This is a genomic window from Aeromonas sp. ASNIH4 (assembly GCF_002934425.1).
In the GTDB taxonomy this organism is placed as follows: Bacteria; Pseudomonadota; Gammaproteobacteria; order Enterobacterales; family Aeromonadaceae; genus Aeromonas; species Aeromonas hydrophila.
The window spans coordinates 312547-338933 of the sequence record NZ_CP026217.1; the positions used below are offsets into that span (position 1 = coordinate 312547).

The following is a 26387-nucleotide window of genomic DNA, read 5'->3' on the forward strand; positions in this document are numbered from 1 at the left end:
GAGCACAGATTAGTTGTTAACGGAACTCAGACGCATCGTCGAAAGCATGGCCGAGGCCAATACCCTCGAGCTGGCCTTGCAGGCACTGGTCAGCCAGACCCGGCTGGCCATGATGGTGGACTGCTGTTCCGTTTATGTCTCAGAACCCGAGATGCGCCGCTACCGGCTGGCCGCGACCGATGGTCTGGCCGAGTCAGCGGTGGGTAAGGCCACCCTGCCGTTCGAGCAGGGCATCGTCGGTCTGGTGGGTCAGCGGGAAGAGCTGATCAACCTGGCCGATGCCCCCTCCCATCCCAGCTTCAAGTTCCTGCCCGATGTGGCCGAAGAGGCGTTTCGTTCCTTCCTCGGTGCCCCCATCATGCATCAGCGTCAGGTGGTGGGCATTCTGGTGGTGCAACAGAAGGAGAGCCGCCTCTTCGATGAGGGGGAAGAGTCCTTCATGGTGACCCTGGCGGCCCAGCTGGCGGCCCGGATCGCCCAGGCCCAGGCCAAGGGCTGGCTGCAGAAGACTGACTGGAGCAAGCCGCTGCGCGGTATTGCCGGTGCCAGCGGCATCGCCATGGCCAAGGCCTGGGTGTGGCGGCCGCGCAAGGAACTCAACTCCATCACCCCGCGCAAGGATGAGGATCACGCCAGACAGCTGGAGCGGCTGAATGTGGCGGTGGAAGAGGTGCGCCACGATCTGGAGAGCCTGGCACTGCGGTTTCGCGAGAGCTACAGCCAGGACTCGGTCGCCATCTTCGACATTTACCTGCATCTGCTGAACGATCCGGGTTACATCAAGCCCATTCGCAACAAGGTGAGCAAGGAGCACTGGACGGCGGTCTCGGCGGTCAAGCTCATCAGTGACCGGCTGATCGATCAGTTCAAGGGGATGAAGGATCCCTATCTGCAGGAACGCTCCACCGATGTGAAGGACATCGCCCAGCGGCTCATAAGCCGGTTGGTGCAAAACGAGCCCGAGCATATCGCCATCGGCGAGCCGGTGGTGCTGGTCGCCGACGAGGTGACCGCCACCATCCTGGCTGAAGTCCCCCGCGAGTTTCTGACCGGGGTGGTGTCGCTCAAGGGGGGCACCAACTCCCACGCCGCCATTCTGGCTCGCGCCATGGGAGTGGCGGCCATCATGGGGGTGGATCTGCCGCTCGGCGACATCGGCGGTCGCATGCTGGTGGTCGATGGCTACAGCGGTGATCTCTTCATCGAACCCAATCAGGTGATCCTGACCGAGTACCGCCAGCTGCTGAGCGAAGAGCGGGCACTCGATACCCTGGTGCGCAGCGTCGACAGCCAGCCCTCCGAGACGGCCGACGGCGTGCCTGTCTCCCTGCTGCTCAACGCCGGACTCAGTGCCGACACCGAAATATCCCTCAATCAGCTGGCGGACGGGGTCGGTCTCTATCGCACCGAAATTCCCTTCATGCTGCAGGACAGCTTCCCCTCTGAGTGGGAGCAGACCGCCCGTTATCGCGGGATTCTGGAGACCTACCGCAACCGGCCGGTCTGCATGCGCACCCTGGATGTGGGCGGCGACAAGCAGCTGCCCTATTTCCCCATCGTCGAGGAAAATCCCTTCCTTGGCTGGCGGGGGATCCGGCTCACCCTGGATCACCCCGAACTGTTCCTGGTGCAGCTCAAGGCGATGCTGCGAGCCAGCGAAGGGCTGGACAATCTGGCCATCATGCTGCCGATGATCAGCAGCGTGAGTGAAATCAAGGCTTCCCGCCGCCTGCTGGATCAGGCCTGGCGCGAAGTGTCGGAAGAGGCGGCCAGCCGTGAGGCGGTGATCCGCTACCCGAGCCTGGGGGTGATGATCGAGGTGCCTTCCGCCCTCTACATCCTGCCCGAAATGGCACCGCTCATCGATTTCTGGTCGGTGGGCAGCAACGATCTGACCCAGTACCTGCTGGCGGTGGATCGCAACAACGCCAGGGTCGCCAACATCTACGATGCCTTCCATCCGGCGGTGATCCGCGCCCTGCAACTGCTGGTCGATGCCTCCCATCGTTACCAGAAGCCGGTGTCGGTGTGTGGCGAGCTGGCCGGCGATCCGGTCGGGGTGCTGCTGCTGCTGGCCATGGGCTATCGCCGCTTCAGCATGAACACCCACAACATCGCCCGCATCAAGTACGTGCTGCGTCAGTCCACCCTGAGCGAACTGACGGTGCTGCTGACGGATGGCCTCAAGCACGACAACCCGCACGTGCTGCGCGGCCTGTTTGCCCGCTATCTGGAAGAGCACGGCCTGGGCGGTTTGCTGCGCGCCGGTCACAAAACGAAACAGACTGATTGATAATCATGCCTTGTCCCTGCTGACGAATGATCGGAAAATGCGGCTTTTCTTATGACTGGGGCCGCATATGCAGCACGATGGATATTGGGTTTTCTCGCAGATTGATCCCGTAGCATTCAGTTTGGGACCACTATCGGTACGCTGGTATGGTCTCATGTACCTGTTTGGTTTCGCCTTTGCCATGTGGCTGGCGGGGCGTCGCGCGGATGCGCCGAACAGTGGCTGGACCCGCAACGAGGTCTCGGACCTGCTGTTTTACGGCTTCCTCGGGGTGATCCTGGGTGGCCGGGTCGGTTACGTGCTGTTCTACAACTTCGACATGTTCCTGGCCGATCCCCTCTACCTGTTCAAGATCTGGACCGGTGGCATGTCGTTCCACGGCGGCCTGATCGGGGTCATCACCGCCATGGTCTGGTTTGCCCACAAGACCAACCGCCACTTCTTCACCGTGGCTGACTTCGTGGCGCCGCTCATTCCGTTCGGCCTCGGCGTCGGTCGCATCGGCAACTTCCTCAACGGCGAGCTGTGGGGCCGGGTCACCGATGTGCCCTGGGCCATCATCTTCCCGGAGGCAGGTCCCGAGCCGCGCCATCCGTCCCAGCTCTATCAGTTCGCGCTGGAAGGGGTGGTGCTGTTCATCATCCTCAACCTGTTCTGGCGCAAGAGCCCGCCCCGGGGCGCCATCTCCGGCATGTTCCTGCTGTTCTACGGCCTGTTCCGCTTCCTGGTGGAGTTCGTGCGCCAGCCGGACAGCCAGCTCGGTCTCTACTTCCAGGAGATCAGCATGGGCCAGATCCTCTCCACCCCGATGATCATCATCGGTGCCCTGATGATCTGGGTTGCCTACAAGCGCCCGCAGCTGTTCGGTAACAGCGTCAAGGAGGCAAAGTAATGCGAGCCTATCTCGACCTGATGCAGAAGATCCTCGATGAAGGGACCGTCAAATCCGACCGTACCGGTACCGGCACCGTCTCCCTGTTCGGCCATCAGATGCGCTTCAATCTGGCGGAAGGCTTCCCGCTGGTCACCACCAAGAAGTGCCACCTGCGCTCCATCATTCACGAGCTGCTGTGGTTCCTCAATGGCGATACCAACACCGCCTACCTGAAAGAGCACGGCGTCAGCATCTGGGACGAGTGGGCCGACGAGAACGGCGATCTGGGGCCGGTGTATGGCGCCCAGTGGCGCTCCTGGCCGGCGGCTGACGGGTCTGTCATCGATCAGATCCAGAAGGCGGTGGACGACATCAAGCACAATCCGGATTCGCGCCGCATCATCGTCTCCGCCTGGAACGTGGGCGAACTGGACAAGATGGCGCTGGCTCCCTGCCATGCCTTCTTCCAGTTCTATGTGGCCGACGGCAAGCTCTCCTGCCAGCTCTACCAGCGCAGCTGTGACGTGTTCCTCGGCTTGCCGTTCAACATCGCCAGCTACGCCCTGCTGACCCATATGATGGCCCAGCAGTGTGGTCTGGAAGTGGGCGACTTTGTCTGGACCGGCGGCGATGTGCACCTCTACTCCAACCACATGGAGCAGACTGCACTGCAGCTCACCCGTGAGCCGCGTCCGCTGCCGACCCTGGTGATCAAGCGCAAGCCGGACTCCATCTTCGAGTACAGGTTCGAGGATTTCGAGATAGAGGGTTACGACCCCCATCCCGGCATCAAGGCGCCCGTCGCCATCTGATGTGAAAGGCGCCCATGAGGCGCCTTTTTTATGCATAAAAACCACGGAATATTCACTCTGATGACTGGGCTTCGAGGGATATCCGTGTGGGAGAAAACCTGCTTATAGCAGACATGTTTGATTTTGCCTTCGGTTTTCTCGTTGTATTTCGCAGTAAGAAACGATTTTCCATTAATTGTTATGGGATATAGACTCAAAACAAAGTAATACTGTGGATAATTTAACCATGAGCGACGTAATCAAAAAGTTCCTCAAGCTGGAGGCCGCCTCCGGAATAATTCTGATCATGGCGGCCATGCTGGCGATGATCCTGGCCAACAGCGGCCTGGCCGGCAGCTATCAGGCCTTCCTCGATACCCAGGTGCAGGTACGCATCGCCGCCCTCGATATCAACAAGCCGCTGCTGCTCTGGATCAACGATGGCTTCATGGCCGTCTTCTTCCTGCTGGTCGGCCTCGAGGTGAAGCGCGAGATGCTGGAAGGGGCCCTCTCTTCCCGGGTGCAGGCCACCTTCCCGGCCATCGCCGCGGTGGGCGGCATGCTGGCGCCCGCGCTCATCTATGCCTTCTTCAACTACTCGGATGAAGTGGCGCGCGCCGGCTGGGCCATTCCCGCCGCCACCGACATCGCCTTCGCCCTCGGGATGATGGCGCTGCTGGGCAAGCGGGTGCCGGTCAGCCTCAAGGTGTTCCTGCTGGCGTTGGCCATCATGGATGACCTGGGCGTGATCATCATCATAGCGCTGTTCTACACCCAGCAGCTGTCGCTGACGGCGCTGGCGATCGGCATCCTGGCGACCCTGACCCTGCTGTGGATGAACCGCCGCGGCGAGGATCGGATCAGCCTCTACATGCTGGTGGGGCTGGTGCTCTGGGTGGCGGTGCTTAAGTCGGGCGTCCATGCGACCTTGGCCGGGGTCATCGTGGGTTTCATGATCCCGCTCAACGGCAAACGCTATGCCTCGCCGCTCAAGCAGCTGGAGCATGCCCTGCACCCCTGGAGTGCCTACCTGATCCTGCCGCTGTTCGCCTTTGCCAATGCCGGGGTGTCGCTGGAGGGGATCGGTCTCTCTGCCCTGCTGAGCCCGGTGCCGCTCGGCATCATGCTGGGGCTGTTCATCGGCAAGCCGCTCGGGGTGTTCACCATCAGTTGGCTGGCGGTGAAGCTCGGCATTGCCCAATTGCCCAACGGGGTCAATTTCAAACAGATCTTCGCGGTCAGCATCCTGTGTGGCATCGGCTTTACCATGTCGATGTTCATCGCCTCGCTGGCCTTCGAGCACGGCGGGTTGGATTACGGCAGCTATTCGCGCCTCGGGATACTGGTGGGATCGACCCTGGCGGCGATCGTCGGTTATCTCGCCCTGCGCATGGCGCTCCCTAACCGGGAGGCCGACCAAAGCACGGAGGGGTTATGAAAAGACTAGGATGGCTGGCCTTGCTGGCGCTGAGCCAGACGGCCTGGGCCGGCAGTCTGCAGGATTGTCAGCAGGATGCGGCCTCGGCCGGCTGCTCGGCCTACCTCAACGGGGTGGTCGACAGCGCCCTGATGCTGGGGGACAAGCAGGCCAAGGCCCAGTTTGGCGAGACCTTCGCCGAGCGGGCGCTGAGCAGCCGGGCCGGCGAGCGTGTCAAACAGTCCAACAAGCGTTACTGCGGGGAGCGGATGCCGGATCCGGCCCGCCTCAAGGCCCATCTGCAGGCACAGTTCGACGCGAACAAGGTTGACTCGATCAGCGACATGTATGACATTCTGGCGGCTGAACTCAGTTGCTACCGGAGTCCGCGCAGCGCGGGAACCCCATCGGATGTCACACCTTAATTACAATCATCTTTACTATTTTTGGATGACTCAGAAGAAGGGCTCCGTCACGCAAGCGGCGGAAGCCCTCTTCTTGACGCCGCAGACCGTCACCGGCCAGATCAAGCTGCTGGAGCAGCGCCTGGGCGGCAAGCTGTTGATGCGTAAAGGGCGCTCCCTCGAGGCGACCGAGCTGGGTCAGCTGGTGTTTCGCTATGCCGACAAGATGTTCAGCCTCTCCTACGAGATGCTGGATATCGTCAACTACCGCAAGGAGAGCCAGATCCTGTTTGACGTCGGCATCGCCGATGCGCTCTCCAAACGCCTTGCCAGCCGGGTACTGCTCTCCGTCATCCCCAACGACGGTTCCATCCACCTGCGTTGCTTCGAATCGACCCACGAGTTGCTGCTGGAGCAGCTGAGCGAGCACAAGCTCGACATGATCCTGTCGGACTGCCCGGTGGACTCCAGCCAGCACGCCGGCCTGCTCTCCAAGCGGCTCGGTGGCTGCGGGGTCAGCTTCTTCTGCAAGGCGCCACTGCCGTCGCTGCCTTTTCCGGCCTGTCTGGAAGAGCGCAAGTTGCTTATCCCGGGCCGGCGCACCGCCATGGGCCGCCAGCTGACCCAGTGGTTCGAGCAGCAGGGCGTATCGCCCAGCATCCTCGGTGAGTTTGACGATGCGGCCCTGATGAAGGCATTCGGCTTCTTCAACCAGGGCATCTTCATGGCTCCTACCATCTATCGGGAGGAGATCCTGGAAGGGGAGGAGGTGATGCTGCTGGGGGAGACCCAGGATCTGATGGAAGAGTACTACGTCATCTTCGCCGAACGGATGATCCAGCATCCGGCGGTAAAACGGGTATGCGAGAGCGATTTCTCCTTTCTGTTTGCCGGTCAGGAGGATTTCACCACGATTCAACCGGCAACCCTGTCATTTTAAATCGACGGGCCACAGAGTATGATTCTTGCCTCGAACGAGAGGGAATGAGATGCAACTGGAAGAGATGGAGGCAAATGCAAGCCGGGCGGTCGCTCTGCTCAAGGCGCTGGCCAACGAGCGGCGCTTGTTTATCCTGTGTCAGCTGCTGGAGCGGGAGCTGTCGGTGGGCGAGCTCAACGAGCGGCTTGGTTTGAGCCAGTCGGCGTTGTCACAGCATCTGGCTGTGTTGCGGCGGGATGAATTGGTGGAGACACGCAAGGAGGCCCAGACGGTCTACTATTCGCTGCGCAGCCACGAGGTGCGCGAGATGATAGGATTGCTGCACAAGTTGTATTGCAGCGAACAGAAATAAAAAACCGGCACGAAGGCCGGTTTTTTTAGCTTTGTTCAGCAGATGCTGAATTAAGCCATAGCTTTGATCTGGGCAGACAGGCGGCTCTTGTGACGAGCAGCTTTGTTCTTGTGGATCAGGCCTTTGGTCGCCATACGATCCATGATCGGCTGAGCAACAGCGAAAGCGGCAGTCGCGGCAGCCTTGTCGCCGGAGGCGATGGCAGCGATGACTTTCTTCAGGTAGGTACGGGTCATGGAACGACGGCTGGCGTTGTGCTGACGACGTTTCTCTGACTGAAGAGCGCGCTTCTTAGCAGATTTGATGTTAGCCAAGGTAAAACTCCTAAAACTGTCTTAGCGAGTGTATTGAAAAGGCCCGGAAATATGCCTTCTCAACCACATATTGTCAAATGATTTGTGCAAATAAACACCGCCCCCCGGTGGTGTGTCAGATGGGAGACGGTTAAACTGTCGGCCGATTCTAACAGCATTCTTTTCTTTCCGACAGTTCCAGAGGCCTCGTCTTGAGTAAGAAATTGATCAAATCCGGCATGATAGTGTCCGGAATGACGTTGGCGTCCCGCGTGATGGGCTTGGTGCGCGATGTGGTCATCGCAAATCTGCTCGGTGCCGGGGTGGCCGCAGACGTCTTCTTCTTTGCCAACCGCATTCCCAACTTTCTGCGTCGCCTGTTCGCCGAAGGTGCCTTCAACCAGGCCTTTGTTCCCGTGATGACGGAGTACAAGAAAAAGGGCGACGAGAGCGAAGTGCGCGAGTTGCTGGCCGCAGTGGCGGGCACCCTCGGGGGGATCGTCACCGTGGTCACCCTGCTCGGGGTGTTGGGCTCCGGGGTGCTGACCGCCCTGTTCGGCTGGGGCTGGTTCTGGGACTGGTTGCACGGCGGGCCGGCGGCCGAGAAGTTCGAGATGGCGAGCCTGATGCTCAAGATCACCTTCCCCTATCTCTGGTTCATCACCTTTACCGCCATGGCGGGGGCCATCCTCAATACCTTCGGCCGCTTCGGGGTTTCCTCCTTCACGCCGATCTTTCTCAACATCACCATGATCGCCGCCGCCTGGTGGATCTCACCCTGGCTGGACGACCCTGAGCTGGCGCTGGCCATCGGTGTCTTCCTCGGTGGTCTGGTGCAGTTCCTGTTCCAGTTCCCGTTCCTGCGCCAGATCAACATGCTGGTGTGGCCCAAGTGGGGTTGGCACCATCCGGGGGTGGTGAAGATCCGCACTCTGATGATCCCGGCGCTGTTCGGGGTGTCGGTCAGCCAGATCAACCTGCTGGTCAACACCATGCTCGCCTCCTTCCTCGCGACCGGCGCCATCAGCTATCTCTATTACTCGGACCGACTGCTGGAGTTCCCGCTCGGCATGTTCGGTGTCGCCATCAGCACCGTCATCCTGCCGGCGCTGGCCAAAAAACACGTGGATGCCGATCCGGCCGACTTCTCCCGCACCATGGACTGGGGGGTACGGATGGTGATGCTGCTCGGCCTGCCGGCCATGGTGGGCATCGCCGTGCTGCGCGAACCCATTCTGCGGGTGCTGTTCATGCGCGGCGAGTTCGGGTTGCACGAGGTGAGCATGTCCAGCGCCAGCCTGCTGGCATCCACCACGGGCTTGCTGTCGCTGATGTTGATCAAGGTGCTGGCCCCCGGCTACTACGCCCGCCAGGATACCCGCACTCCGGTACGGATCGGGATGATGTCGATGGCGGCCAACATGGCCTGCAACCTCATCTTCATCTATCCGCTCGGTTACGTGGGGCTGGCGCTGTCGACTGCCTGCTCTGGCACGCTGAACGCGGCCCTGCTGTTCAAGGGGCTCCATCAGCAGAACGTCTACCGGCCCTCCCGCCACACCGGGGTATTCTGCCTCAAGCTGCTGACCGCAAGTCTGCTGATGGGGGGCGTGCTCCTCTACCTCTCGCCGGATCTGGCCCAATGGGGCGCCTGGCACATGAGCAAGGCGAGCATGCAGCTGACCATGCTGTTGGTGCTGGGGGGCGCCATCTATGCCGGTGTCCTGCTGGCGCTGGGCATTCGGCCAAAAGATCTGAGAGCGGGGCGGGATGACTGAGTCGGCGCGCCATGGCGGAAGTCCCGCCTGAGCCTGCAATCAGAGCGGGATGGCTGAAATCGGGTCAGCAACAGGGCTGACCCAGAGTGCCGCCTGATATATAATCCGGCGATTTTCATAGCAGCGACGCACAAGGCATTGATGGAGCTTATCCGCGGTATTCACAATATCAAGCCCCGTCACCGGGGGTGTGTATTGACCATTGGCAACTTTGATGGGGTTCATCAGGGTCATCATGCCGTGCTGTCTCGCCTGCAGGAAAAAGCAGCCCAACTGGGTCTGCCGGCCTGTGTCATGCTGTTTGAACCGCAGCCGCTGGAGCTGTTTGCCGGGGCTGCGGCGCCGGCTCGCCTCAGCCGCCTGCGGGAGAAGTATGAAGCGCTCAAGGGGATGCAGATCGATCGCATGCTCTGCGTGCGCTTCAACCATCGCTTCGCCGAGCAGTCGGCCACCACCTTCATCGAGCAACTGCTGGTGGAGAAACTCGGTGTGCACTATCTGGTGGTGGGCGACGATTTTCGTTTCGGCAAGGGGCGGGAAGGGGACTTCCACCTGCTGGAAGAGGCCGGCCGGCGCTTCGGTTTCGAGGTGATCAGCACCCAGAGCTTCCAGTTGTCCCGCCAGCGGGTCAGCAGCACGCTGGTGCGCGAGGCCCTCGCGGCCGGCCGCATGGCGGAGGTGGAGCTGATGCTTGGCCGTCCCTATACCATCAGCGGTCGGGTGGCCCACGGCGACAAGCTGGGCCGCACCATAGGTTTTCCCACCGCCAATCTGGCCCTCAAGCGCCAGGTGATCCCGGTCGGTGGCGTGTTCGCGGTGGAAGTGTTATGTTCCGGCAAGACCTTCCCCGGTGTCGCCAATGTGGGTGTACGGCCGACCTTGAGCGGTACACAAGCCAGATTGGAAGTACATCTATTTGATTTTTCTGGCGACCTATATGGTCAACAGGTCAAGGTGCTGCTTCGCCACAAGCTGCGCGAAGAGCAGAAGTTTGCCTCTTTCACCGCCTTGAAAGAGCAGATCGAACGAGATGCCCTGGCGGCCCGAGCCTGGTTCGGGCTGCCACTACTCCATTTACCCAGCACTCTTTTAGAAAAGAAGGGAACCCAGGACTGATGAGCGACTATAAACACACCCTGAATCTTCCGGAAACCGAGTTTCCGATGCGTGGCGATCTGGCCAAGCGCGAACCCAACATGCTGAAACGTTGGTACGATCAGGATCTTTACGGCGCCATTCGCCGCGCCAAAGCGGGCAAGCCTTCGTTCATTCTGCACGATGGCCCCCCCTATGCGAACGGCAGCATTCACATCGGTCACTCGGTCAACAAGATCCTCAAAGACATCATCATCAAGTCCAAGGGCCTCTCCGGCTTCGACTCCCCCTATGTGCCGGGCTGGGATTGCCACGGTCTGCCCATCGAACTGAAAGTAGAAGGCATGGTCGGCAAGCCGGGCGAGAAGGTCTCCGCTGCCGAGTTCCGCGCCGAGTGCCGCAAATACGCCAAGACCCAGATCGAAGCGCAGAAGACCGACTTCATCCGTCTGGGCGTGCTGGGTGACTGGGAACACCCCTACCTGACCATGGATTTTGGCACCGAAGCCAACATCATCCGCTCCATGGCCAAGATCGTTGAAAACGGCCACCTGCACAAAGGCTCCAAGCCGGTGCACTGGTGTACCGACTGTGGCTCCGCGCTGGCCGAAGCCGAAGTGGAGTACTACGACAAGAACTCCCCCTCCATCGATGTGCGCTTCAAGGCCGTCGACGAGGCGGGCGTTGCCGCCAAGTTTGACTGCGCCGAAGGCCACACCGGCAAAGGCCCGATCTCTGCCGTGATCTGGACCACCACCCCCTGGACCCTGCCCGCCAACCGCGGCATCGCCATGCACGCCGATCTGGACTATGCGCTGGTGCAGGTGGAAGGCGAGCATCCCGAGCGCCTGATCCTGGCCGCCGAGCTGGTCAAGGACGTGATGGACCGCGCCGGTATCGAGCAGTTCCACAATCTGGGCTACGCCAAGGGCGCGGCGCTTGAGCTGCTGCGCTTCAACCACCCCTTCTACAGCTTCGACGTGCCGGTGGTGCTGGGTGACCACGTTACCCTGGATGCCGGTACCGGTGCCGTGCACACCGCCCCTGGCCACGGTCAGGAAGACTTCGTGGTCGGTCAGAAGTACGGTCTGGAAGTGGCCAACCCGGTTGGCAGCAACGGCGTGTACCTGCCGGATACCGAACTGTTTGCCGGCCAGCACGTGTTCAAGGCCAACGCCTCCGTGGTCGAGGTGCTGACCGAGCGTGGCGCCCTGCTGCACCACAAGGTGTTCAACCACTCCTACCCGCACTGCTGGCGTCACAAGACCCCGATCATCTTCCGTGCCACCCCGCAGTGGTTCATCAGCATGGAGCAGAAGGGTCTGCGGCAGCGCGCGCTGGAAGAGATCGAGCGCATCGAGCAAGACGGCATCAAACAGCACGGCCAGAGCGGCTGGGTGCCAGCCTGGGGTAAAAACCGCATCCAGGCGATGGTCGAGAACCGCCCTGACTGGTGTATCTCCCGTCAGCGTACCTGGGGCGTGCCCATCTCCCTGTTCGTCCACAAGGAGACCCAGGAACTGCACCCGGAATCCGTGCGCCTGATGCACGAAGTCGCCAAGCGGGTCGAACAGTCCGGCATTCAGGCCTGGTGGGATCTGGACAAGGCCGAACTGCTGGGCAGCGACGCCGACCTGTACGACAAGGTGCCCGATACCCTGGACGTCTGGTTTGACTCAGGTTCGACCCACTCCTCCGTGGTCGACGCCCGTCCCGAGTTCAACGGCAACCCGGCCGACATGTATCTGGAAGGCTCTGACCAGCATCGCGGCTGGTTCATGTCCTCCCTGATGATCGGCGTGGCGATGAAAGACAAGGCTCCCTACAACCAGGTGCTGACTCACGGCTTCACCGTGGATGGCCAGGGTCGCAAGATGTCCAAGTCCATCGGCAACGTGGTGAGCCCGCAGGACGTGATGAACAAGCTGGGTGCCGACATCCTGCGTCTGTGGGTCGCCAGCACCGACTACACCGGCGAGATGACCGTCTCCGACGAGATCCTCAAGCGCTCTGCCGACGCCTATCGCCGTATCCGCAACACTGCCCGCTTCCTACTGGCCAACCTGAACGGCTTCAATCCGGCGACCGACATGGTGGCGCCTGCCGACATGGTGGTGGTGGATCGCTGGGCCGTGGGTCGTGCCAAAGCGGTACAGGCCGAGATCATGGCGGCGTTCGACGAGTACAACTTCCACGGTGTGACCCAGAAGCTGATGCAGTTCTGCTCCATCGAGATGGGCTCCTTCTACCTGGACGTCATCAAGGACCGTCAGTACACCGCCAAGGCCGATAGCCTGGCCCGTCGCTCCTGCCAGACCGCCCTGTATCACATCGCCGAGGCCATGGTGCGCTGGATGGCGCCGATCATGAGCTTCACCGCCGACGAGATCTGGGCGCTGCTACCGGGTGAGCGCGGTGAGTTCGTGTTCACCGAGGAGTGGTACGACGGCCTGTTCGGGCTGGAAGCGGGTGAAACCCTCAACGACGATTTCTGGGCCGAGATCCTCACCGTGCGTGGTGAAGTGAACAAGGCGCTGGAAGTGGCTCGTGGCGAGAAGCGCATCGGTGGCTCCCTGCAGGCTGAGCTGACCCTGTTCGCCAAGCCGGCACTGGCTGCGCGTCTGAACGCCCTGGCCGATGAGCTGCGCTTCGTGCTGCTCACCTCCAAGGCCAAGGTGGTCAGCGTCGATGCCGCCCCGGCAGACGCCGTGGCGACCGAGCGCGACGACCTGTGGCTGAGTGTGGCCCAGTCTGCTGCCGCCAAGTGCGACCGCTGCTGGCACCATGTGGAAGACGTGGGCACCATCGCTGGTCACGAAGAGATCTGTGGCCGCTGCGTCACCAACGTCGAGGGTGACGGCGAAACTCGTCAATTTGCCTGATGAACATGACTCACCATAAAAGCGGCCTGCGTTGGCTGTGGCTGGCAGTGCTGGCCTTTGTACTGGACCAGGCGAGCAAGCTCGCCGTGGTCAAGCTGCTGCCATTTGGCTACCCGGGGGTGGAGATCACCCCCTTCTTCAACCTGGTCCATGTCTACAACAAGGGGGCAGCTTTCAGCTTCCTGGCCGATCAGGGCGGCTGGCAGCGCTGGTTCTTCGCGGTGCTGGCGTTTGCCATCTGCGGCTTGCTGATCCACTGGCTGCGCAAGCAGTCCGTCGCTCAGCGCTGGAGTGGCATCGCCTACTCGCTGATCATCGGCGGGGCGCTCGGCAACGTGTTTGACCGGCTGGTGCTGGGCCACGTGGTCGACTTCCTCGATTTCTACTGGCAGCGCGCCCACTGGCCTGCGTTCAACCTGGCGGACAGCTTCATCTTCATCGGTGCCGCCATGATAGTGCTGGACGGTTTTCGCAGTGAGAAGAAGAAGGACGTGACGCCATGAGCCAGCCGATTGCGGCAGACAGCTGCGTGCTGTTCCACTTCGCCATCAAGCTGGAAGATGGCTCGGTGGCCGACAGCACTGCGCTGCAAGGCAAGCCTGCCCGCCTGCGGATGGGCGATGGCAGCCTGACCTCCAGTTTCGAGCAGTGCCTGCTGGGGCTGCGCGAAGGGGAGAGCAAGAGCTTCACGCTGGCACCGGAAGAGGCCTTCGGCCTCTCCAATCCCGACAACATCTATCATCTGGACCGCGCCAAGTTCGGTGCCGATGTAGAGCCCAAGGTCGGCACCATCATCCTGTTCGACCAGCCCAACGGCAGCGAGCTGCCGGGTATCATCCGGGCGGTGGCAGGCATGTCGGTGACGGTCGATTTCAACCATCCCCTGGCCGGTCACACCGTCACGTTCGAGGTGGAGATCCTGGGGGTTGATGACGAGGAAGCGGTTCACTGATGAATATTCTTCTGGCCAATCCCCGTGGTTTCTGTGCCGGTGTCGATCGGGCGATCAGCATCGTCGAGAGTGCGCTGGAGAAGTTCGGTGCCCCCATCTATGTCCGTCACGAGGTGGTGCACAACCGCTACGTGGTGAACAAGCTCAAGGAGGCGGGCGCCGTCTTCGTCGAAGAGCTGGATGAGGTGCCGGACGACAGCATCGTCATCTTCTCCGCCCACGGCGTCTCCAAAGCGGTGCGCGAGATGGCCAAGTCCCGTGCCCTCAAGGTGTTCGATGCCACTTGCCCGCTGGTGACCAAGGTGCACATGGAGGTCCATCGCGCCAGTCGCAAGGGCTCCGAGGCTGTGCTCATCGGTCATGCCGGTCACCCCGAGGTGATCGGCACCATGGGTCAGTACGAGAATCGCGAGGGGGGCATGTATCTGGTGGAGACGCCGGAAGACGTGGCCAAGCTCAAGGTGAAGAACCCGGATGACCTCTGCTTCGTCACCCAGACCACCCTCAGCGTGGACGAGACCTCCGACGTCATCGATGCCTTGCGTGTCCACTTCCCCAAGATCCAGGGGCCGCGCAAGGACGACATCTGCTACGCCACCCAGAACCGCCAGGACGCGGTGCGGGAGATGGCGGGGCTGGTGGACGCCATGCTGGTGGTGGGGTCGCGCAACTCCTCCAACTCTAACCGCTTGCGGGAGCTGGCCGAGAAGGTGGGCACCAAAGCTTACCTGATCGACGACGCCTCCATGATCGAGGCCGACTGGCTGGCGGGAGTAGAGGCGATCGGTGTCACCGCCGGCGCTTCCGCCCCCGAGGTGCTGGTGCAGTCGGTCATCACGCGCCTGCGCGAGCTGGGCGGCAAGGTGGTGGCCGAGCATCCCGGTCGTGAAGAGAACGTGGTGTTTGAGGTACCGCCGGAGCTGCGCATCCTTTGAGTCAGCCATCCCGTGCGGGATAGTGCCATGAGTGCCTGAGCCACCTCCTGTGAGGTGGCTTTTTCATGGGCGATTCTTATGACTCTTGTCGCCCGGTTTGTGGTGAGATTGCAGCGAAATTTGATGATGTATGTCCAAGATCTGAGTAGATTGAATTGCAAGCGAAGGTCTGCGGTCTAGACTGCTGATGATCTTCTCATCTGGCTTGATGGCACATGGATATGCGAACGAGCCTCCCCGACAAAATCAGAGCGAAACAGGATGTTTTTGCGTTCAGGTTTTAGCCTCATCGAGCTGATGGTCACCGTTGCGCTCATCTCTATCCTGCTGACGTTGGGAGTTCCCTCCTTTAGCGCGATATTGCGCAACATGACGCTGACCAGCCAGGCCAACAACTTCGTGGCCGCCATCAACCTCGCCCGCTCCGAAGCCATTCGCCGCAATACCGCGGTCACGCTCTCCGCAACCGCCAGCAACCTGACCCAGAACCACTGGGAATCGGGTTGGCAGATCTGGGTCGACCGCAACGGCAATGGCACCCTCGACAACGGCGAACTGCTGCGGCTCTTTCCCGACATGGGCGCCGGCACCCTGGTCAGCAATACGTCGCTGGTGCGTTTCAGTGGCAATGGCTTTCTCGACGGGCGTCAGCAGGTGGCGCTGGTGTTCTCTCTGCAGCCGCCGGAGTGTGCCCAAGAGGCCTCGCGCGACATCACGATCACCCCGGCCGGGCGTCCATCCATCGTGGAGACCAGCTGCATATGAAACGACATCAGGGGGTATCTCTGCTTGAGATCATGATTGCCGTGCTGGTGCTGTCGATCGGCATTCTCGGCATGGCGACCCTGCAGTTGCAGGCGCTCAAGAGCAATCAATCGGCGCTCACCCGCACAGAAGCGACCCAGTTCGGCTACATGATCACCGACATGATGCGAGCCAATCGCAGCGCGGCCCTGCTCGGCCAATACAATGTCGGGCTGGGAGAGGCCGTCTCCGGCAGCTCGATGGCGATACAGGATGTGCAGTACTGGAAACAGGCGCTGACCGGCCTGCCGGGTGGTGACGGGGCCATTGCCGTCAGCGCCGGGCAGGCGACCATCACCATCCAGTGGGATGCCAGCCGGCTGGCTACCGAGCCTGCGCTGCGCAGCATGACCCTGAGGACGGATCTGTGAGCGGGCGGCGCACCTTGTTGCGTCAGGCCGGTGTCGGTCTGGTGGAGGTGATGATCGCCCTGCTGCTGTCACTGCTGACGGTCGGGGTCATCATTCAGGTGCTGCTTGGCAACCACAAAACCTATCTGACCGGTGAGGCCATCGCCCGGGTTCAGGAGGACAGCCGGTTTGCCGTCAACCTGCTGCAGCAGGAGCTGCGGATGGTGGGCTACCAGGGCTGCCTCAGCAAGCAGGGCGTGAACATCACCAACACCCTTAACGGTGGTACGGCGCTGCCCTACAACTTCACCGTCTATCTGCGCGGCTATGACAATGTCACTGCGACGCTGCCCACGGCGTTGTCGGCCCTGTTTACCGCTGCCGAGCCCAAACCCAAAGCGGGAACCGACGTGCTGCTGGTGCAGGGGCCGACCGGCGCCGGGGTGCCGGTCACTCGCAACAACAGTGCCGCCCAGCTGTTCGTGCAGCAACTCTCCAGCAAGGCCAACTACTGCGGTACCGGCAAGCAGGGCTACAGCGACCTGTGCGAGGGGGACATCGTCATGGTGTCCGACTGTCAGAAGGCGCGGATCTTCCAGATCACCCAGACCCAGGTGGTGGGTGGCGGCAGCGAGGTCAATATCGGCCACTCCAACGACAACAAATACACCCCTGGCAATGCCGTCAGCTCCTGGGGTGGCGCCAGCAGCCCGGTCGAGGAGCGCTTCGGTGCTGGCTCGGTATTGAGCCGGATGGAGACCCGGATCTATTACGTCGCCCGCCCCTCTGCCAACGCGCCCTATGCCCTTTATCGCAAGAGCGGTCTGGCCGCCGGCATGCTGCTGGTGGACGGTGTCACCGATGTTCAGCTGACCTTCGGCGAGGATCAGAACCGGGATCGGGCGGCGGATCGCTATGTGAGTGCCGCCAGCAACCCGAACTGGGACAACGTGCTGGGGATCGGTGTTCAACTGCTGATGCGCAGCGGTCAGGGCAATGTGGTATCGGATCCGCAGGCCATCAGCTTTGCCGGTGCCACCTTCCAGGCTGTCGACAGTCACTGGTACTGGGTGGCCGAAACCACGGTCGCCTTGCGTAACCGGCTGCCATGAGGAGGGAGGCATGATGGCTCGACAAGAGGGAATGGCGTTGGTGATCAGCCTGATTTTTCTTGCGGTGGTGAGCCTGCTGGCGATGGCCAGCATGCAGAGCGCCCTGCTGCAGGAGAAGATGGCGGGCAACCAGAAGGAGTCACAGCAGGCGCTGCAGGCGGCGGAGGCGGCGCTGCGTGCTGCCGAGCGCTATCTGGAGGCGGGCAGTTCAGGTCCCTACGACAACAGTGCCGGCCTCTATGAGTTCGTCAGCGTGGCGGTGGATCCCGCCTCTCCCTCCACGGCCTGGCGCACCTATGCCAATAGCGGCCTGACCGGACGGGCCCCCGAATATTTCATCGAGCGGTTGCCCTATACCCAGGGCAGCAACGAGAGTCTGGCGGTTGACGAGCCCATCAGCGAGCGCCGCCTCTATCGCATCACGGCAAGGGGATTCGGACTCTCGGACGAGAGCCGGGTGCTGTTGCAATCGACCTACAGCCGCTAGGAGAACAACCCATGCGTGCATCTGGCTACGGACTCTCGGCCCTGCTGCTCTGCTCCCAGGTGCAGGCAGCCCTCGACATCGCCCAGGTTCCCCTCTATCTCGGTACCCGGGCCGAACCCAACATCATGTTCAGTCTCGATGACTCAGGTTCGATGCACTTCGAGTTGATGCCGGAGGGGTTGATCGAGAACAGCGCTCGCTACGTCTATCCCAGAGCCGACAACGTCTATGGCAGCGAGGATTACGACAACCGGACCGTGACCTTCACCAGCAACAACGATCGCAACGCCTATACCCGCTCAAGCAACAACAACAAACTCTACTACAACCCGCAGCAGAGCTATCGGCCCTGGGCCAAGGCAGACGGTACCCTGATGGCGAATGCCAGCATCAGCTGCGCACCGCACAACCCCTTCAATACCGCCGCCGGCTGTCGTGATCTGACCAAGAACAACCGCTCCAAGTCCCTGCGTTACTACACCGGGTTCTCCTCCACTGACTACAACGACGATGAGACCTTCTGGCCTGCCATCTACTTTGCCTACAAGGGCAGTGGCGACGTGAAGAAGGTGGGCAGCTATACCCGGGTGGAGATAAAGTCCGGCAGTACCTATGGCGGGCGCCCCAATCGCAGCGATTGCAAGAGCGCCCCCGTTTGTACCTATGACGAGGAGATCCAGAACTTCGCCAACTGGTACACCTACTACCGCTCCCGGATCCTGGCGGCTCGTGCCGGGGTCGGCCGTGCTTTTGCAAGCCAGGGGCAAGCCCTGCGGGTGGGGTTTGCCACCATCAACGCCAGCGGCAGCGTGATCCGCGGGGTGGCACCTTTTTCCGGCACCGATCGCAGCGCTTTTTTCAGTGACCTCTACAGCCGCGATATTCCGGCCGCCGGCACGCCGCTGCGTACCAGTCTGAAGGACGTGGGAGAGTACTTCTCCCGCACCGACAACAACGGCCCCTGGGCGGCCAGCGCCGGCAGCACCTTGCCCCACCTCACCTGCCGGCAGAGTTACAACATCCTGATGACCGATGGCTACTGGAACGGGGATACCCCCTCGGTAGGGGATCTGGACAAGGATGGCTACAGCAATACCCTGGCCGACGTGGCCTACAAATACTGGAAAACCGACCTGCGTGCCGATCTGGCCGACAAGGTGCCGACCAGCACGGCGGATCCGGCCAACTGGCAGCATCTGGTCAACTTTACCGTTGGACTCGGGGTCAACGGGTCGCTCAATCCGGCCAACGGCATCCCGAACAGCTGGCCCAATCCCCATGATCCGGATGACAAGGAGTACAAGAACGCGACCTACATTCCGGAGTACAAGATCGATGACCTGTGGCACGCGGCACTCAACAGCAAGGGCAGCTTTTTTAGCGCGGGCGACCCCGACATCTTTGCCGCAGCCCTGAGCAGCACCCTGGCCCAGATCGCTGCCCGCAACAGCTCCGCCAGCTCGGTGACCGCCAACGCCACCCGGCTGGACAGCAACACCCACATCTACCAGGCCCGTTACAACAGCGGCGACTGGTCGGGGCAACTCATCTCCATCCCCCTCAACAGCGATGGATCGCTGGGCAACATGGCCTGGGATGCCGCCACCCTGATCCCGGCACACACCTCCCGCAGCATCTTTACTCGACAAAACGGGGTCGGCATTCCCTTCACCTGGGCCGATCTCAATGCCACCAACCGTGCCCTGTTCAACCTTGCTGGCGACAGCCAGGGGGAAAACCGGGTTGCCTACTTGCGCGGTGATCGCAGTCGCGAGCAGAGCAATGGCGGCCTGTTTCGCAGCCGCAGCGATCTGCTGGGGGACATCATCAACTCGGATCCCGTCTATGTCGGCAGCCGGGATTACGGCTACGGCAGCGCCACCGGCCTGACCCAGGCGGAGCGGGACGGTTATCTGAGTTTCCTCGGTTCGACGGCTATTCGCAGCCGTACTCCCATGCTCTACGTGGGGGCCAATGACGGCATGCTGCATGGTTTCAGGGTCGCCAACGGGGTGGAGACCCTGGCCTACATTCCTGCCAGCCTGTTGGGGGATCTGAGCTTGCTGACCAAGCCGGATTACAGCCATCGTTACTATGTCGATGGCACGGCCAAGGTAGGCGATGCCTATCTTGGCAGCAGTTGGAAAACCGTGCTGCTGGGATCGACCGGTGCTGGCGGCAAGGCCGTGTTTGCCATCGACGTGACGGCACCGGACAACTTTACCGCCGACAAGATGCTGTGGGAGTTTACCAATACCGAGATGGGAGTGGCGCTGGCGGCGCCGACCCTGGTTCGGGTCAAGTCCGGCAACAAATGGGTGGCGCTGGTGGCCAATGGTTACAACAGCACCAGCCAAACGGCGCGCCTGTTTGTGCTGGATCTGGCGACCGGTGCGGTGATCAAGGAGATAGACACCCAGGTGGGCTCGGCCAGCGAGCCCAATGGTCTCTCATCTCCCTTGCCGGTAGACGAGGATGGCGATCGGGTGGCGGACTATGTCTATGCCGGCGATCTGCAGGGCAATCTGTGGAAATTCGATCTGACCGACAACAACAGCGCCCAGTGGGGGAGTGCCTTCAAGACCGGCAACAAGCCAAAACCGCTGTTTCAGGCGTGCAACGGGACCTGCTCTGCCAGCACGCGCCAGCCTATTACCATGCGACCGCTGGCTATTCGTCATCCCAAGGGGGGCATCATGGTGCTGATGGGGACGGGCAGCTATTTCACCAATGACGACAAGTTGCTGCCGGCAACTCCCAGGCTGGAAGCCGTCTACGGCATCTGGGATACGGGGGTGACCGTGCTCAGCAGCCAGTTGCAGCAGCAGAGCATCACCCACGAGTATTCCGCCAATGGCACCACCATCAAGTTCAACGTGAGGGTGGTGTCCAATACGGCGGTCAACTACACCAGCCAGAAAGGGTGGTATCTGGTGCTCAAATCCCCTGCGTTGAGCAAGGGGGTGGGGGAACGAGCCGTGTCAGAGATGCTCTACCGCAACAAGCGGCTGATCTTCAACACCCTGATCCCCTCGGCGGACGCCTGTGACTTCGGTGGGCGCTCCTGGTTGATGGAGCTGGATCCTGTCTCGGGGGCGCGTTTGACCTACTCGGTGTTCGACGTCAATGGCGATGGTGCCGTCAACGATGACGACTATGTGGGGATCAAGGACAGTGGCGGCAACGACATCAAGGTGCCGGTCAGCGGCAAGCAGTTTGACGAGCTCACCACGACGCCGAGCGTGGTGGAAGACGCCGACATGGAGCGCAAGTACATCAGTGGCTCCAGCGGCAACATATCGGTCACGCTGGAAGAGGGGGCGGGTGATCTGGGTGGTCGCCAGTCCTGGTTGCAACTGGAGTAGAGGTGGAGATGGAACGCGGATTTTCCCTGATGGAGCTGATGATTGCGGTAGCCGTGATGGCCATTCTGACCGTGATCGCCTATCCCAGTTACAACAGCTACATGGCCTCTGCCAAGCGGGCAGAGGCCAAGGCCGCCCTGCTGGAGGCGGCGCAATACATGGAGCGACAGTTTACCGCTGACGGCAACTATGATGGTGGCAACCTGGCCTCTGCCGGGCTGGCTACCTTGCCCAGGGATGGCGGGACTGCCTATTACAATCTGGCGCTCAATGCCAGCGGCGCCAGCTATACCCTGACGGCGATCCCGACCGGGGTGATGAACGGTGATCCTTGCGGCCTGCTGACCATTGATCAGGGTGGGCAGCAGGGGGTATCGATGGCCAGCATGACGGCGGCCGAGTGCTGGTAGTCTGTCACCAGCAGGCGGCGGGAGTCTTGGTATCGGCCTTGTTGATGGTCAGTGTATCGCAGGTGGTGCTGCCGCTCTTGTCGCCTACCTGTGCCCCCTTGCTGGTAGCGATCAGGGTATAGCCGGTTGCGGTGGCACCTGAAATGGAAAAGTCATAGTAGCTGCTGGTGGGGTTGCCCACTTGAGACGGGGTGGCGCTGTAACTGGTATTGGAAACCCGGAACTCTTCCTGTTTCAGCTGCATGCTGAGCAAGCCCTTGAGCGCGTCGGCCCGGCGGGATTTGCGCAAGCCATCGGTGAAGCTGGGATAGGCGACAGACGCTATGATGGCGACGATGGCGACCACGACGATCAGTTCAAGCAAGGTGATTCCGGACTGTTTGATTCTCATGGGGCGGCATGCTTCGTGAAACAGGTTGATACTATAGGATAGTACTGACAGTAGACCCTACTGGCACGTGCAAAAAGAAAGGAGTCTTGAGCTGATGGAAGGCAGAAAGGGCAGATCCGCCGGTTTTACCCTGATAGAGCTGATGGTTGCCCTGTCCTTGGTCGCCCTGTTGCTGACCGTGGCCATCCCCAGTTATCAATCCCTGCGCCAGGATCAGATGGTCAAGGCGGCCACCCAGGCGGTCTACACCGACATGATGCTGCTCAAGTCCGAAGCGCTCAAACGCAACAGCAATTTGCAAATGATCCTGTTCAACAGCGGTACCAACAGCTGGTGCTATCGCATCAGCATCGATGGCAGTTGCGCCAGTTGCAGCGACACCTGTTCCAGTATCGAGGGGCGCAAAGGCGCTGATGCCAGTGAATTTCCCGGGATCATTCTGACGGGCACCTACACGGAGTCCTCAAGCCAGATACGTCCCATCAGCTTCTCCCCCCGGCGCGGTACCTTGCCAAGCGGCAGCATCACGGTGAGCTCCTCGGCCGCCAGTATGAAAGTGGTCACCAACAACCTTGGGCGGGTACGTACCTGTGCCGTCAGCAACCTGGCGGGGGAGGTGGCATGCAACTGAAAGTGCGGGGTTTCAACCTGGTCGAGCTGATGGTGGCCATGGTGGCGGGCTTGCTGCTGGTGGCCGCCGTCATTTCGCTGTTTGCCACCATTCTCAAGGCCAATTACACCGCCATGCAGACCAGCCGCCTGAATCAGGAAGTTCAGTTGCTGACGGACATGATGGCACGAGACATCCAGCGAGCCGGGTATGATGCCAACGCCACCCAGTTTCTTGCCGCCCCTTCTGGCAGCCGATCCAGCTTCTATTTTGATACTGCCACGGACCTGATGAATGAAACCGCGACGGGATCTGGCCTGTATACCTGTATCAGGGTGCGCTATGACAACGATGAAAATGGAGTGCTGAGCAGTGATGACACCCTGGTTTACAGCTACAGCAGTGCTGACAAGGGGATCAAGCAGGGGACCGGGACTACTACCTGCGGTAATGGCAGTCTGATCTCCAGCGACGATACCGTAGAAATCACCGCCATGACGTTCAGGCTCCTGCCAAGCAGTCAGGTCAGCGGGGCGAGGGCGCTGCAATTGATGGTGAGCGGGCGGTTCAAGGCCACACCGGCACTGACGCTGAATCTGCAGCGGGATATCAAACTGCGCAATGATGGGTACTGACATGAGCCGACAAGCCGGTTTTACCACCTTCACCATCACTTTGTTGCTGGTGCTGATCCTGCTGGGCATTTCACTGTTGGTTGGCAAGATGCTGGTGGCAGATCGGCGAGTGACCCTCAACGAGGTGCTCTATCGTCAGGCCATGGCAATGGCGGAAGTGGGTCTGGCCGATGGACTGGGGCGGCTGACGCTGGATCCGAGCTGGAGGACCAGCGGGGCCACGACTACCTTGACCACGGGCAGCTATACCGTGTCATCTTCTGACGATACAGCCATCACGGTGGGGTCGGTGGTCGTGACGCCGATAAGGGTTCGTTCCCAGGCGACTCTTAGTAACAGTCAGGCCCAGGCGGCAGTTGAAACCAAGGTTGTACGTTTCAGCGTATTGGCCGGCTCTCCTGCTGCGCCTCTGACCGTGGCCGGCGGCATGGCGGTTGGCGGCAACTTCACCATAGTGGCCAATCCCAATGGTGGCGGGCTGGGGGTACCACTGTCGGTCTGGACCAGCGGCAATGTCGACCTGATAACGGGGACCGGGCAGACCTGTCATCAGGGGGACTACGACGGCGGCTGTTCGGCCAACATCAGTCAGAAGGGGGACAAGCAGCCGGATATCAAGGACAACGATACTGCCTTCCCGACCGACCTGGTCTGGTATCTGTTCAATGAAAAGGATGATGCCAACGGCTGGGCCAATCTGGAGGCTAGGGCGACCCAGAAGCTGACAGACTGCAGCTCGCTTGGTCCTGCCTCAACTGGACTCATCATTGTGGATGGGGATTGCAAGCCCTCCTCCAATGTCGGCTCCGCAACGGCGCCTGTGATTCTCATCGTGCGCAATGGCAATCTGGCGGTCAACGGCAATACGGTGCTGTATGGCTTGGTATTTGCCTACTCATCCAACCCCGCAGCCGCCGGGACGGACGTGAAGCTGACCGGTGGGGCCATCGTGCATGGCGCCATGGTCTCCAACTATCAACTGGGCAACGCCAACGGTACCTACGATGCCAAGTATGATGCCGATGTCCTGAGCAACATCTCGAATGGAGCCGCATTCCAGATCGTCAATCAGGTGCCCGGCAGCTGGCGAGACTGGTAAGGGGATATGGAGATGAAAGGGCAAAAAGGATTTGGCCTGCTGGAGATCCTGATCACGCTAGTGGTGCTGGGAGTGGGTATTGTCGGCCTGGTCGCCATGTCCAAGTCGGCGCTGACGGTTTCGCAGGATGGCCGGCGTTATGAGACGGCGATGAGACTGGCGGAGTCCAAGCTGGATGAGTTTCGCAATTTCAATGGCGTGGTGAGTGCAACCGCGCCGCTGACGGCCTACAACCAGATAGCCTCGGCCAGTGCGGCCGTGACTCTGTCGGGTGAGGCCTACTCGGTGGCATGGACGGTGACCAATCAGTATCTGAATGGCTCAACCTGGCAGAACGTGGCCCCGGCGGGCTATCGCCTGAGTTACCCGGGCCGCAAGGCGATCACGGTCAACGTCGGGTGGACGGACAGTGAAGGGCAGGCTCAGGCGCTGCAACTGGCCGGCAATGTTTCGCCCATTGAATCCTTGAGCTCCGATCAGCTGGATGGCGGTTTGAATACGGCGAGGCAGGGCCCCAAGGTCAACTACACCCCCGGGGTGGCGCCTGACGTCATCTCGGTGGAGCTGGGGGATGGCAACAAGCAGGAGACCAGCAAGCCACTGCCGACCGTCACATCCAAAGATGGCCTGGTGGGCAAGCTGGTCCAGTTCGAAACGGTGACTTACAAACCCGCTGCGGGCGGCAACACCCAGCAGGTGCTGCAGGACATGGCATCCGTCTCCTGTTCCTGCAGTTATGGCTCCAGCCTGAGCGCCTATCTGCCGGGTCAGGCCTACAGTTCAGCCAGCAACCAGCTGTATTGGAAATCAGGCTCGCTGCAGACCAAGACCACGGGGACGCTCGACAGCAGCGTCAATGGCCAGCCTACTCTCTGTACCAGCTGCTGCAAGGATCACTTCGATGGCAGTGGCTCCGGCTTCACCAACTTCTATGCTCCGCTCAACACCAGCCGGGTACGCTACAGCAGCAGCCTCAGCACGGCGAACAGCGGCAAGTACGTGGATGCCTGCCGTTTCGTCCGGCTGGATGGCTATTATCGCCCCCTGCCTGACTGGAACCTGGTCAAGGTAGTGGTGACCACGGCCGATTTCCTGGCCAAACCAGCGAACCAGGCCAGTTATCAGAAATACATCAAGTATGTGGTCAAGACCTACATCGACTGGCAGAAGTCGACCCTGAACTGGACCCAGGGGGCCTCCGCCACCTTGCCGACCATCACCGATTTTTCAGCCTGGCTGGCTACCAACGCGGAAGCTGGGGGCGATACCACGACCGGGATCACCGTCAATACGGGTACGGCGCAGCTCATCGCCCGCGGCATCTATGTGGATGTGCTCGACCCTGTCTATCTGGTGGGGATTGATACCAGTGCAGTGGACTATCTGACCAAGATACCGTTTCAGGACATCAACCTGACCATGCTGGCGGAGTGGGCCATGGCCCCGCAGAACTTGCTGACGGGCAATGCTACTGACTATGCCGCCGTCACCAACGAGACGGTCAAGACGGTGGTGGATCTCAACAACTACTATTTCGGCAGTTACAGCCGCGGCTACATGACGGCGAAGAAGTCGACCAAGGACAGCAACCAGGTGCTGCAGAGCGTCACCGTGCGTGTCACTGCTTATCAGGGGAATTCCGGTATCACGGCTTCGCTCATCTCGCCACGAGACCAGTCGCTGGCGCAGACGGCGGACATGCTGGTCAAGGTGGATACAGGATCGCAGACGGTACCGACCGTCAGTGTCAGTGGCTGGATCCAGTGTCTGACCCGAGGGACGGGTGGCAAGAATCCCCCACCGGTAGCGTGCAGCAAGAATACGTTCAACAGGCTGAGCATCACGACCCCCAACTCCGGGGCAACCTGCCGCATCGACTATCCGCAGGCCAACAATCAGCCCGCAGCTTATCTGTGTACGGCCCCAGCGAACTCGACGCTGGCCATCAACCTCGCCTATTCCAACCAGGGCAGCACCACCTATATGTTGCAGCCACCCTCCTTCAGCGTGCAGATGACGCAACAGTCCAACAATCAGGTGTTGAGCGGCCCCTGTTCATTGCTGGTGGACAACGGAGTGACCAACGCGACCAGCCTGACTTGCACCCCTTGAGCCTTG

26 protein-coding genes are annotated in these 26387 nt (G+C 60.9%); 23 read left to right on the forward strand and 3 right to left on the reverse strand.

The window, feature by feature from the left end; all coding sequences use genetic code 11:
* Positions 1-13 precede the first annotated feature (13 nt).
* From ptsP to C2U40_RS01505, 7 genes are all read left to right on the forward strand, one after another.
* Positions 14-2293, forward strand: a complete 2280-nt coding sequence (ptsP, locus tag C2U40_RS01475; protein ID WP_103827818.1) for a phosphoenolpyruvate--protein phosphotransferase — start codon at positions 14-16, stop codon at positions 2291-2293.
* Between the two features lie 67 nt (positions 2294-2360).
* The gene (lgt, locus tag C2U40_RS01480; RefSeq protein WP_103827817.1) at positions 2361-3185 is read left to right on the forward strand and encodes a prolipoprotein diacylglyceryl transferase; all 825 of its coding nucleotides are present in this window, start codon (positions 2361-2363) and stop codon (positions 3183-3185) included.
* The gene (thyA, locus tag C2U40_RS01485) at positions 3185-3979 is read left to right on the forward strand and encodes a thymidylate synthase (RefSeq protein ID WP_103827816.1); all 795 of its coding nucleotides are present in this window, start codon (positions 3185-3187) and stop codon (positions 3977-3979) included. Before lgt ends, thyA begins: the two co-directional genes overlap by 1 nt.
* Positions 3980-4205: 226 nt before the next feature.
* Positions 4206-5396, forward strand: coding sequence for a Na+/H+ antiporter NhaA (gene nhaA / locus C2U40_RS01490; protein ID WP_103827815.1), 1191 nt, complete (start codon positions 4206-4208; stop codon positions 5394-5396).
* On the forward strand, positions 5393-5800 hold the full coding sequence (locus C2U40_RS01495; protein WP_026080223.1) for a hypothetical protein: 408 nt from the start codon (positions 5393-5395) through the stop codon (positions 5798-5800). The genes nhaA and C2U40_RS01495 overlap by 4 nt, the downstream gene beginning before the upstream one ends.
* The gene (gene nhaR, locus C2U40_RS01500; RefSeq protein WP_017409027.1) at positions 5787-6719 is read left to right on the forward strand and encodes a transcriptional activator NhaR; all 933 of its coding nucleotides are present in this window, start codon (positions 5787-5789) and stop codon (positions 6717-6719) included. Before C2U40_RS01495 ends, nhaR begins: the two co-directional genes overlap by 14 nt.
* Positions 6720-6768: 49 nt before the next feature.
* On the forward strand, positions 6769-7071 hold the full coding sequence (locus C2U40_RS01505) for an ArsR/SmtB family transcription factor (protein WP_016349423.1): 303 nt from the start codon (positions 6769-6771) through the stop codon (positions 7069-7071).
* 50 nt (positions 7072-7121) lie between these two features.
* On the opposite strand, the gene rpsT is transcribed toward C2U40_RS01505, so the two are convergent.
* Complete coding sequence (rpsT, locus tag C2U40_RS01510; protein ID WP_005308808.1) at positions 7122-7385, reverse strand: 30S ribosomal protein S20; 264 nt, start codon at positions 7383-7385, stop codon at positions 7122-7124.
* A 191-nt stretch (positions 7386-7576) separates the two neighbouring features.
* On the opposite strand from rpsT, the gene murJ reads away from it, so the two are divergent.
* Positions 7577-9142: a murein biosynthesis integral membrane protein MurJ gene (gene murJ / locus C2U40_RS01515; protein ID WP_016349424.1), complete on the forward strand. Its 1566-nt coding sequence runs from the start codon at positions 7577-7579 to the stop codon at positions 9140-9142.
* Positions 9143-9181: 39 nt separating this feature from the next.
* On the opposite strand, the gene C2U40_RS26430 is transcribed toward murJ, so the two are convergent.
* Complete coding sequence (locus C2U40_RS26430) at positions 9182-9379, reverse strand: hypothetical protein (RefSeq protein ID WP_181014800.1); 198 nt, start codon at positions 9377-9379, stop codon at positions 9182-9184.
* Between C2U40_RS26430 and ribF the strand changes: the two genes are divergently transcribed.
* The 11 genes from ribF to tppA all read left to right on the forward strand — a co-directional run bounded on the left by ribF (position 9284) and on the right by tppA (position 21534).
* Positions 9284-10258: a bifunctional riboflavin kinase/FAD synthetase gene (gene ribF, locus C2U40_RS01520; protein ID WP_017409028.1), complete on the forward strand. Its 975-nt coding sequence runs from the start codon at positions 9284-9286 to the stop codon at positions 10256-10258. The genes C2U40_RS26430 and ribF overlap by 96 nt on opposite strands.
* Positions 10258-13119, forward strand: coding sequence for an isoleucine--tRNA ligase (gene ileS, locus C2U40_RS01525; protein WP_011704643.1), 2862 nt, complete (start codon positions 10258-10260; stop codon positions 13117-13119). Before ribF ends, ileS begins: the two co-directional genes overlap by 1 nt.
* Positions 13119-13622, forward strand: coding sequence for a signal peptidase II (lspA, locus tag C2U40_RS01530; protein WP_011704644.1), 504 nt, complete (start codon positions 13119-13121; stop codon positions 13620-13622). The genes ileS and lspA overlap by 1 nt, the downstream gene beginning before the upstream one ends.
* A complete protein-coding gene (fkpB, locus tag C2U40_RS01535) occupies positions 13619-14071 on the forward strand; it encodes an FKBP-type peptidyl-prolyl cis-trans isomerase (RefSeq protein ID WP_103827814.1) in 453 nt (150 codons plus the stop codon). Before lspA ends, fkpB begins: the two co-directional genes overlap by 4 nt.
* The gene (gene ispH / locus C2U40_RS01540) at positions 14071-15006 is read left to right on the forward strand and encodes a 4-hydroxy-3-methylbut-2-enyl diphosphate reductase (RefSeq protein WP_103827813.1); all 936 of its coding nucleotides are present in this window, start codon (positions 14071-14073) and stop codon (positions 15004-15006) included. The genes fkpB and ispH overlap by 1 nt, the downstream gene beginning before the upstream one ends.
* 261 nt (positions 15007-15267) lie before the next feature.
* Positions 15268-15771 (forward strand): type IVa pilus pseudopilin TppE, encoded by a 504-nt coding sequence (gene tppE / locus C2U40_RS01545; protein ID WP_011704647.1) that lies wholly within the window; start codon positions 15268-15270, stop codon positions 15769-15771.
* Positions 15768-16181, forward strand: coding sequence for a type IVa pilus pseudopilin TppB (gene tppB, locus C2U40_RS01550; RefSeq protein ID WP_016349429.1), 414 nt, complete (start codon positions 15768-15770; stop codon positions 16179-16181). Before tppE ends, tppB begins: the two co-directional genes overlap by 4 nt.
* A complete protein-coding gene (locus tag C2U40_RS01555; RefSeq protein ID WP_043166244.1) occupies positions 16178-17272 on the forward strand; it encodes a PilW family protein in 1095 nt (364 codons plus the stop codon). Before tppB ends, C2U40_RS01555 begins: the two co-directional genes overlap by 4 nt.
* A gap of 10 nt (positions 17273-17282) precedes the next feature.
* Positions 17283-17759 (forward strand): pilus assembly PilX family protein, encoded by a 477-nt coding sequence (locus C2U40_RS01560; RefSeq protein WP_075384410.1) that lies wholly within the window; start codon positions 17283-17285, stop codon positions 17757-17759.
* Between the two features lie 11 nt (positions 17760-17770).
* Positions 17771-21124 carry a pilus assembly protein gene (locus C2U40_RS01565; protein ID WP_103827812.1) on the forward strand — a complete coding sequence of 1118 codons (3354 nt, stop codon included), beginning with the start codon at positions 17771-17773 and terminating at the stop codon, positions 21122-21124.
* Positions 21125-21132: 8 nt separating this feature from the next.
* Entirely contained in the window at positions 21133-21534 is a 402-nt protein-coding gene (gene tppA, locus C2U40_RS01570; protein WP_103827840.1) for a type IVa pilus pseudopilin TppA, read from the forward strand.
* Between the two features lie 4 nt (positions 21535-21538).
* Here tppA and C2U40_RS01575 read toward each other — a convergent pair whose 3' ends face one another.
* Positions 21539-21925, reverse strand: a complete 387-nt coding sequence (locus C2U40_RS01575) for a type IV pilin protein (RefSeq protein ID WP_103827811.1) — start codon at positions 21923-21925, stop codon at positions 21539-21541.
* Between the two features lie 94 nt (positions 21926-22019).
* Here C2U40_RS01575 and C2U40_RS01580 point away from each other — a divergent pair, with 94 nt between their 5' ends.
* Genes C2U40_RS01580 through C2U40_RS01595 form a run of 4 tightly spaced genes read left to right on the forward strand, consistent with a single transcriptional unit; the run spans position 22020 to position 26381 of the window.
* The gene (locus C2U40_RS01580) at positions 22020-22556 is read left to right on the forward strand and encodes a GspH/FimT family pseudopilin (RefSeq protein ID WP_103827810.1); all 537 of its coding nucleotides are present in this window, start codon (positions 22020-22022) and stop codon (positions 22554-22556) included.
* Entirely contained in the window at positions 22547-23170 is a 624-nt protein-coding gene (locus C2U40_RS01585) for a PilW family protein (RefSeq protein WP_103827809.1), read from the forward strand. The genes C2U40_RS01580 and C2U40_RS01585 overlap by 10 nt, the downstream gene beginning before the upstream one ends.
* A 1-nt stretch (position 23171) precedes the next feature.
* Complete coding sequence (locus C2U40_RS01590) at positions 23172-24269, forward strand: PilX N-terminal domain-containing pilus assembly protein (RefSeq protein ID WP_103827808.1); 1098 nt, start codon at positions 23172-23174, stop codon at positions 24267-24269.
* Between the two features lie 12 nt (positions 24270-24281).
* Positions 24282-26381 carry a type IV pilus modification PilV family protein gene (locus tag C2U40_RS01595; protein ID WP_103827839.1) on the forward strand — a complete coding sequence of 700 codons (2100 nt, stop codon included), beginning with the start codon at positions 24282-24284 and terminating at the stop codon, positions 26379-26381.
* The last annotated feature ends 6 nt before the right edge of the window (positions 26382-26387 follow it).

Excerpts from the sequence above, each read along its gene's own strand:
- C2U40_RS01585 (WP_103827809.1), top strand. The coding sequence starts at position 22,547 with ATGCAACTGAAAGTGCGGGGTTTCAACCTGGTCGAGCTGATGGTGGCC.
- C2U40_RS01565 (WP_103827812.1), top strand. The coding sequence starts at position 17,771 with ATGCGTGCATCTGGCTACGGACTCTCGGCCCTGCTGCTCTGCTCCCAG.
- ribF (WP_017409028.1), top strand. The coding sequence starts at position 9,284 with ATGGAGCTTATCCGCGGTATTCACAATATCAAGCCCCGTCACCGGGGG.
- C2U40_RS01505 (WP_016349423.1), top strand. The coding sequence starts at position 6,769 with ATGCAACTGGAAGAGATGGAGGCAAATGCAAGCCGGGCGGTCGCTCTG.
- C2U40_RS01580 (WP_103827810.1), top strand. The coding sequence starts at position 22,020 with ATGGAAGGCAGAAAGGGCAGATCCGCCGGTTTTACCCTGATAGAGCTG.
- ileS (WP_011704643.1), top strand. The coding sequence starts at position 10,258 with ATGAGCGACTATAAACACACCCTGAATCTTCCGGAAACCGAGTTTCCG.
- lspA (WP_011704644.1), top strand. The coding sequence starts at position 13,119 with ATGAACATGACTCACCATAAAAGCGGCCTGCGTTGGCTGTGGCTGGCA.
- C2U40_RS01495 (WP_026080223.1), top strand. The coding sequence starts at position 5,393 with ATGAAAAGACTAGGATGGCTGGCCTTGCTGGCGCTGAGCCAGACGGCC.
- tppA (WP_103827840.1), top strand. The coding sequence starts at position 21,133 with ATGGAACGCGGATTTTCCCTGATGGAGCTGATGATTGCGGTAGCCGTG.
- tppB (WP_016349429.1), top strand. The coding sequence starts at position 15,768 with ATGAAACGACATCAGGGGGTATCTCTGCTTGAGATCATGATTGCCGTG.
- nhaR (WP_017409027.1), top strand. The coding sequence starts at position 5,787 with ATGTCACACCTTAATTACAATCATCTTTACTATTTTTGGATGACTCAG.
- fkpB (WP_103827814.1), top strand. The coding sequence starts at position 13,619 with ATGAGCCAGCCGATTGCGGCAGACAGCTGCGTGCTGTTCCACTTCGCC.
- lgt (WP_103827817.1), top strand. The coding sequence starts at position 2,361 with ATGCAGCACGATGGATATTGGGTTTTCTCGCAGATTGATCCCGTAGCA.
- tppE (WP_011704647.1), top strand. The coding sequence starts at position 15,268 with ATGTTTTTGCGTTCAGGTTTTAGCCTCATCGAGCTGATGGTCACCGTT.
- nhaA (WP_103827815.1), top strand. The coding sequence starts at position 4,206 with ATGAGCGACGTAATCAAAAAGTTCCTCAAGCTGGAGGCCGCCTCCGGA.
- C2U40_RS01590 (WP_103827808.1), top strand. The coding sequence starts at position 23,172 with ATGAGCCGACAAGCCGGTTTTACCACCTTCACCATCACTTTGTTGCTG.
- thyA (WP_103827816.1), top strand. The coding sequence starts at position 3,185 with ATGCGAGCCTATCTCGACCTGATGCAGAAGATCCTCGATGAAGGGACC.
- C2U40_RS26430 (WP_181014800.1), bottom strand. The coding sequence starts at position 9,379 with ATGATGACCCTGATGAACCCCATCAAAGTTGCCAATGGTCAATACACA.
- C2U40_RS01560 (WP_075384410.1), top strand. The coding sequence starts at position 17,283 with ATGATGGCTCGACAAGAGGGAATGGCGTTGGTGATCAGCCTGATTTTT.
- C2U40_RS01595 (WP_103827839.1), top strand. The coding sequence starts at position 24,282 with ATGAAAGGGCAAAAAGGATTTGGCCTGCTGGAGATCCTGATCACGCTA.
- ispH (WP_103827813.1), top strand. The coding sequence starts at position 14,071 with ATGAATATTCTTCTGGCCAATCCCCGTGGTTTCTGTGCCGGTGTCGAT.
- C2U40_RS01575 (WP_103827811.1), bottom strand. The coding sequence starts at position 21,925 with ATGAGAATCAAACAGTCCGGAATCACCTTGCTTGAACTGATCGTCGTG.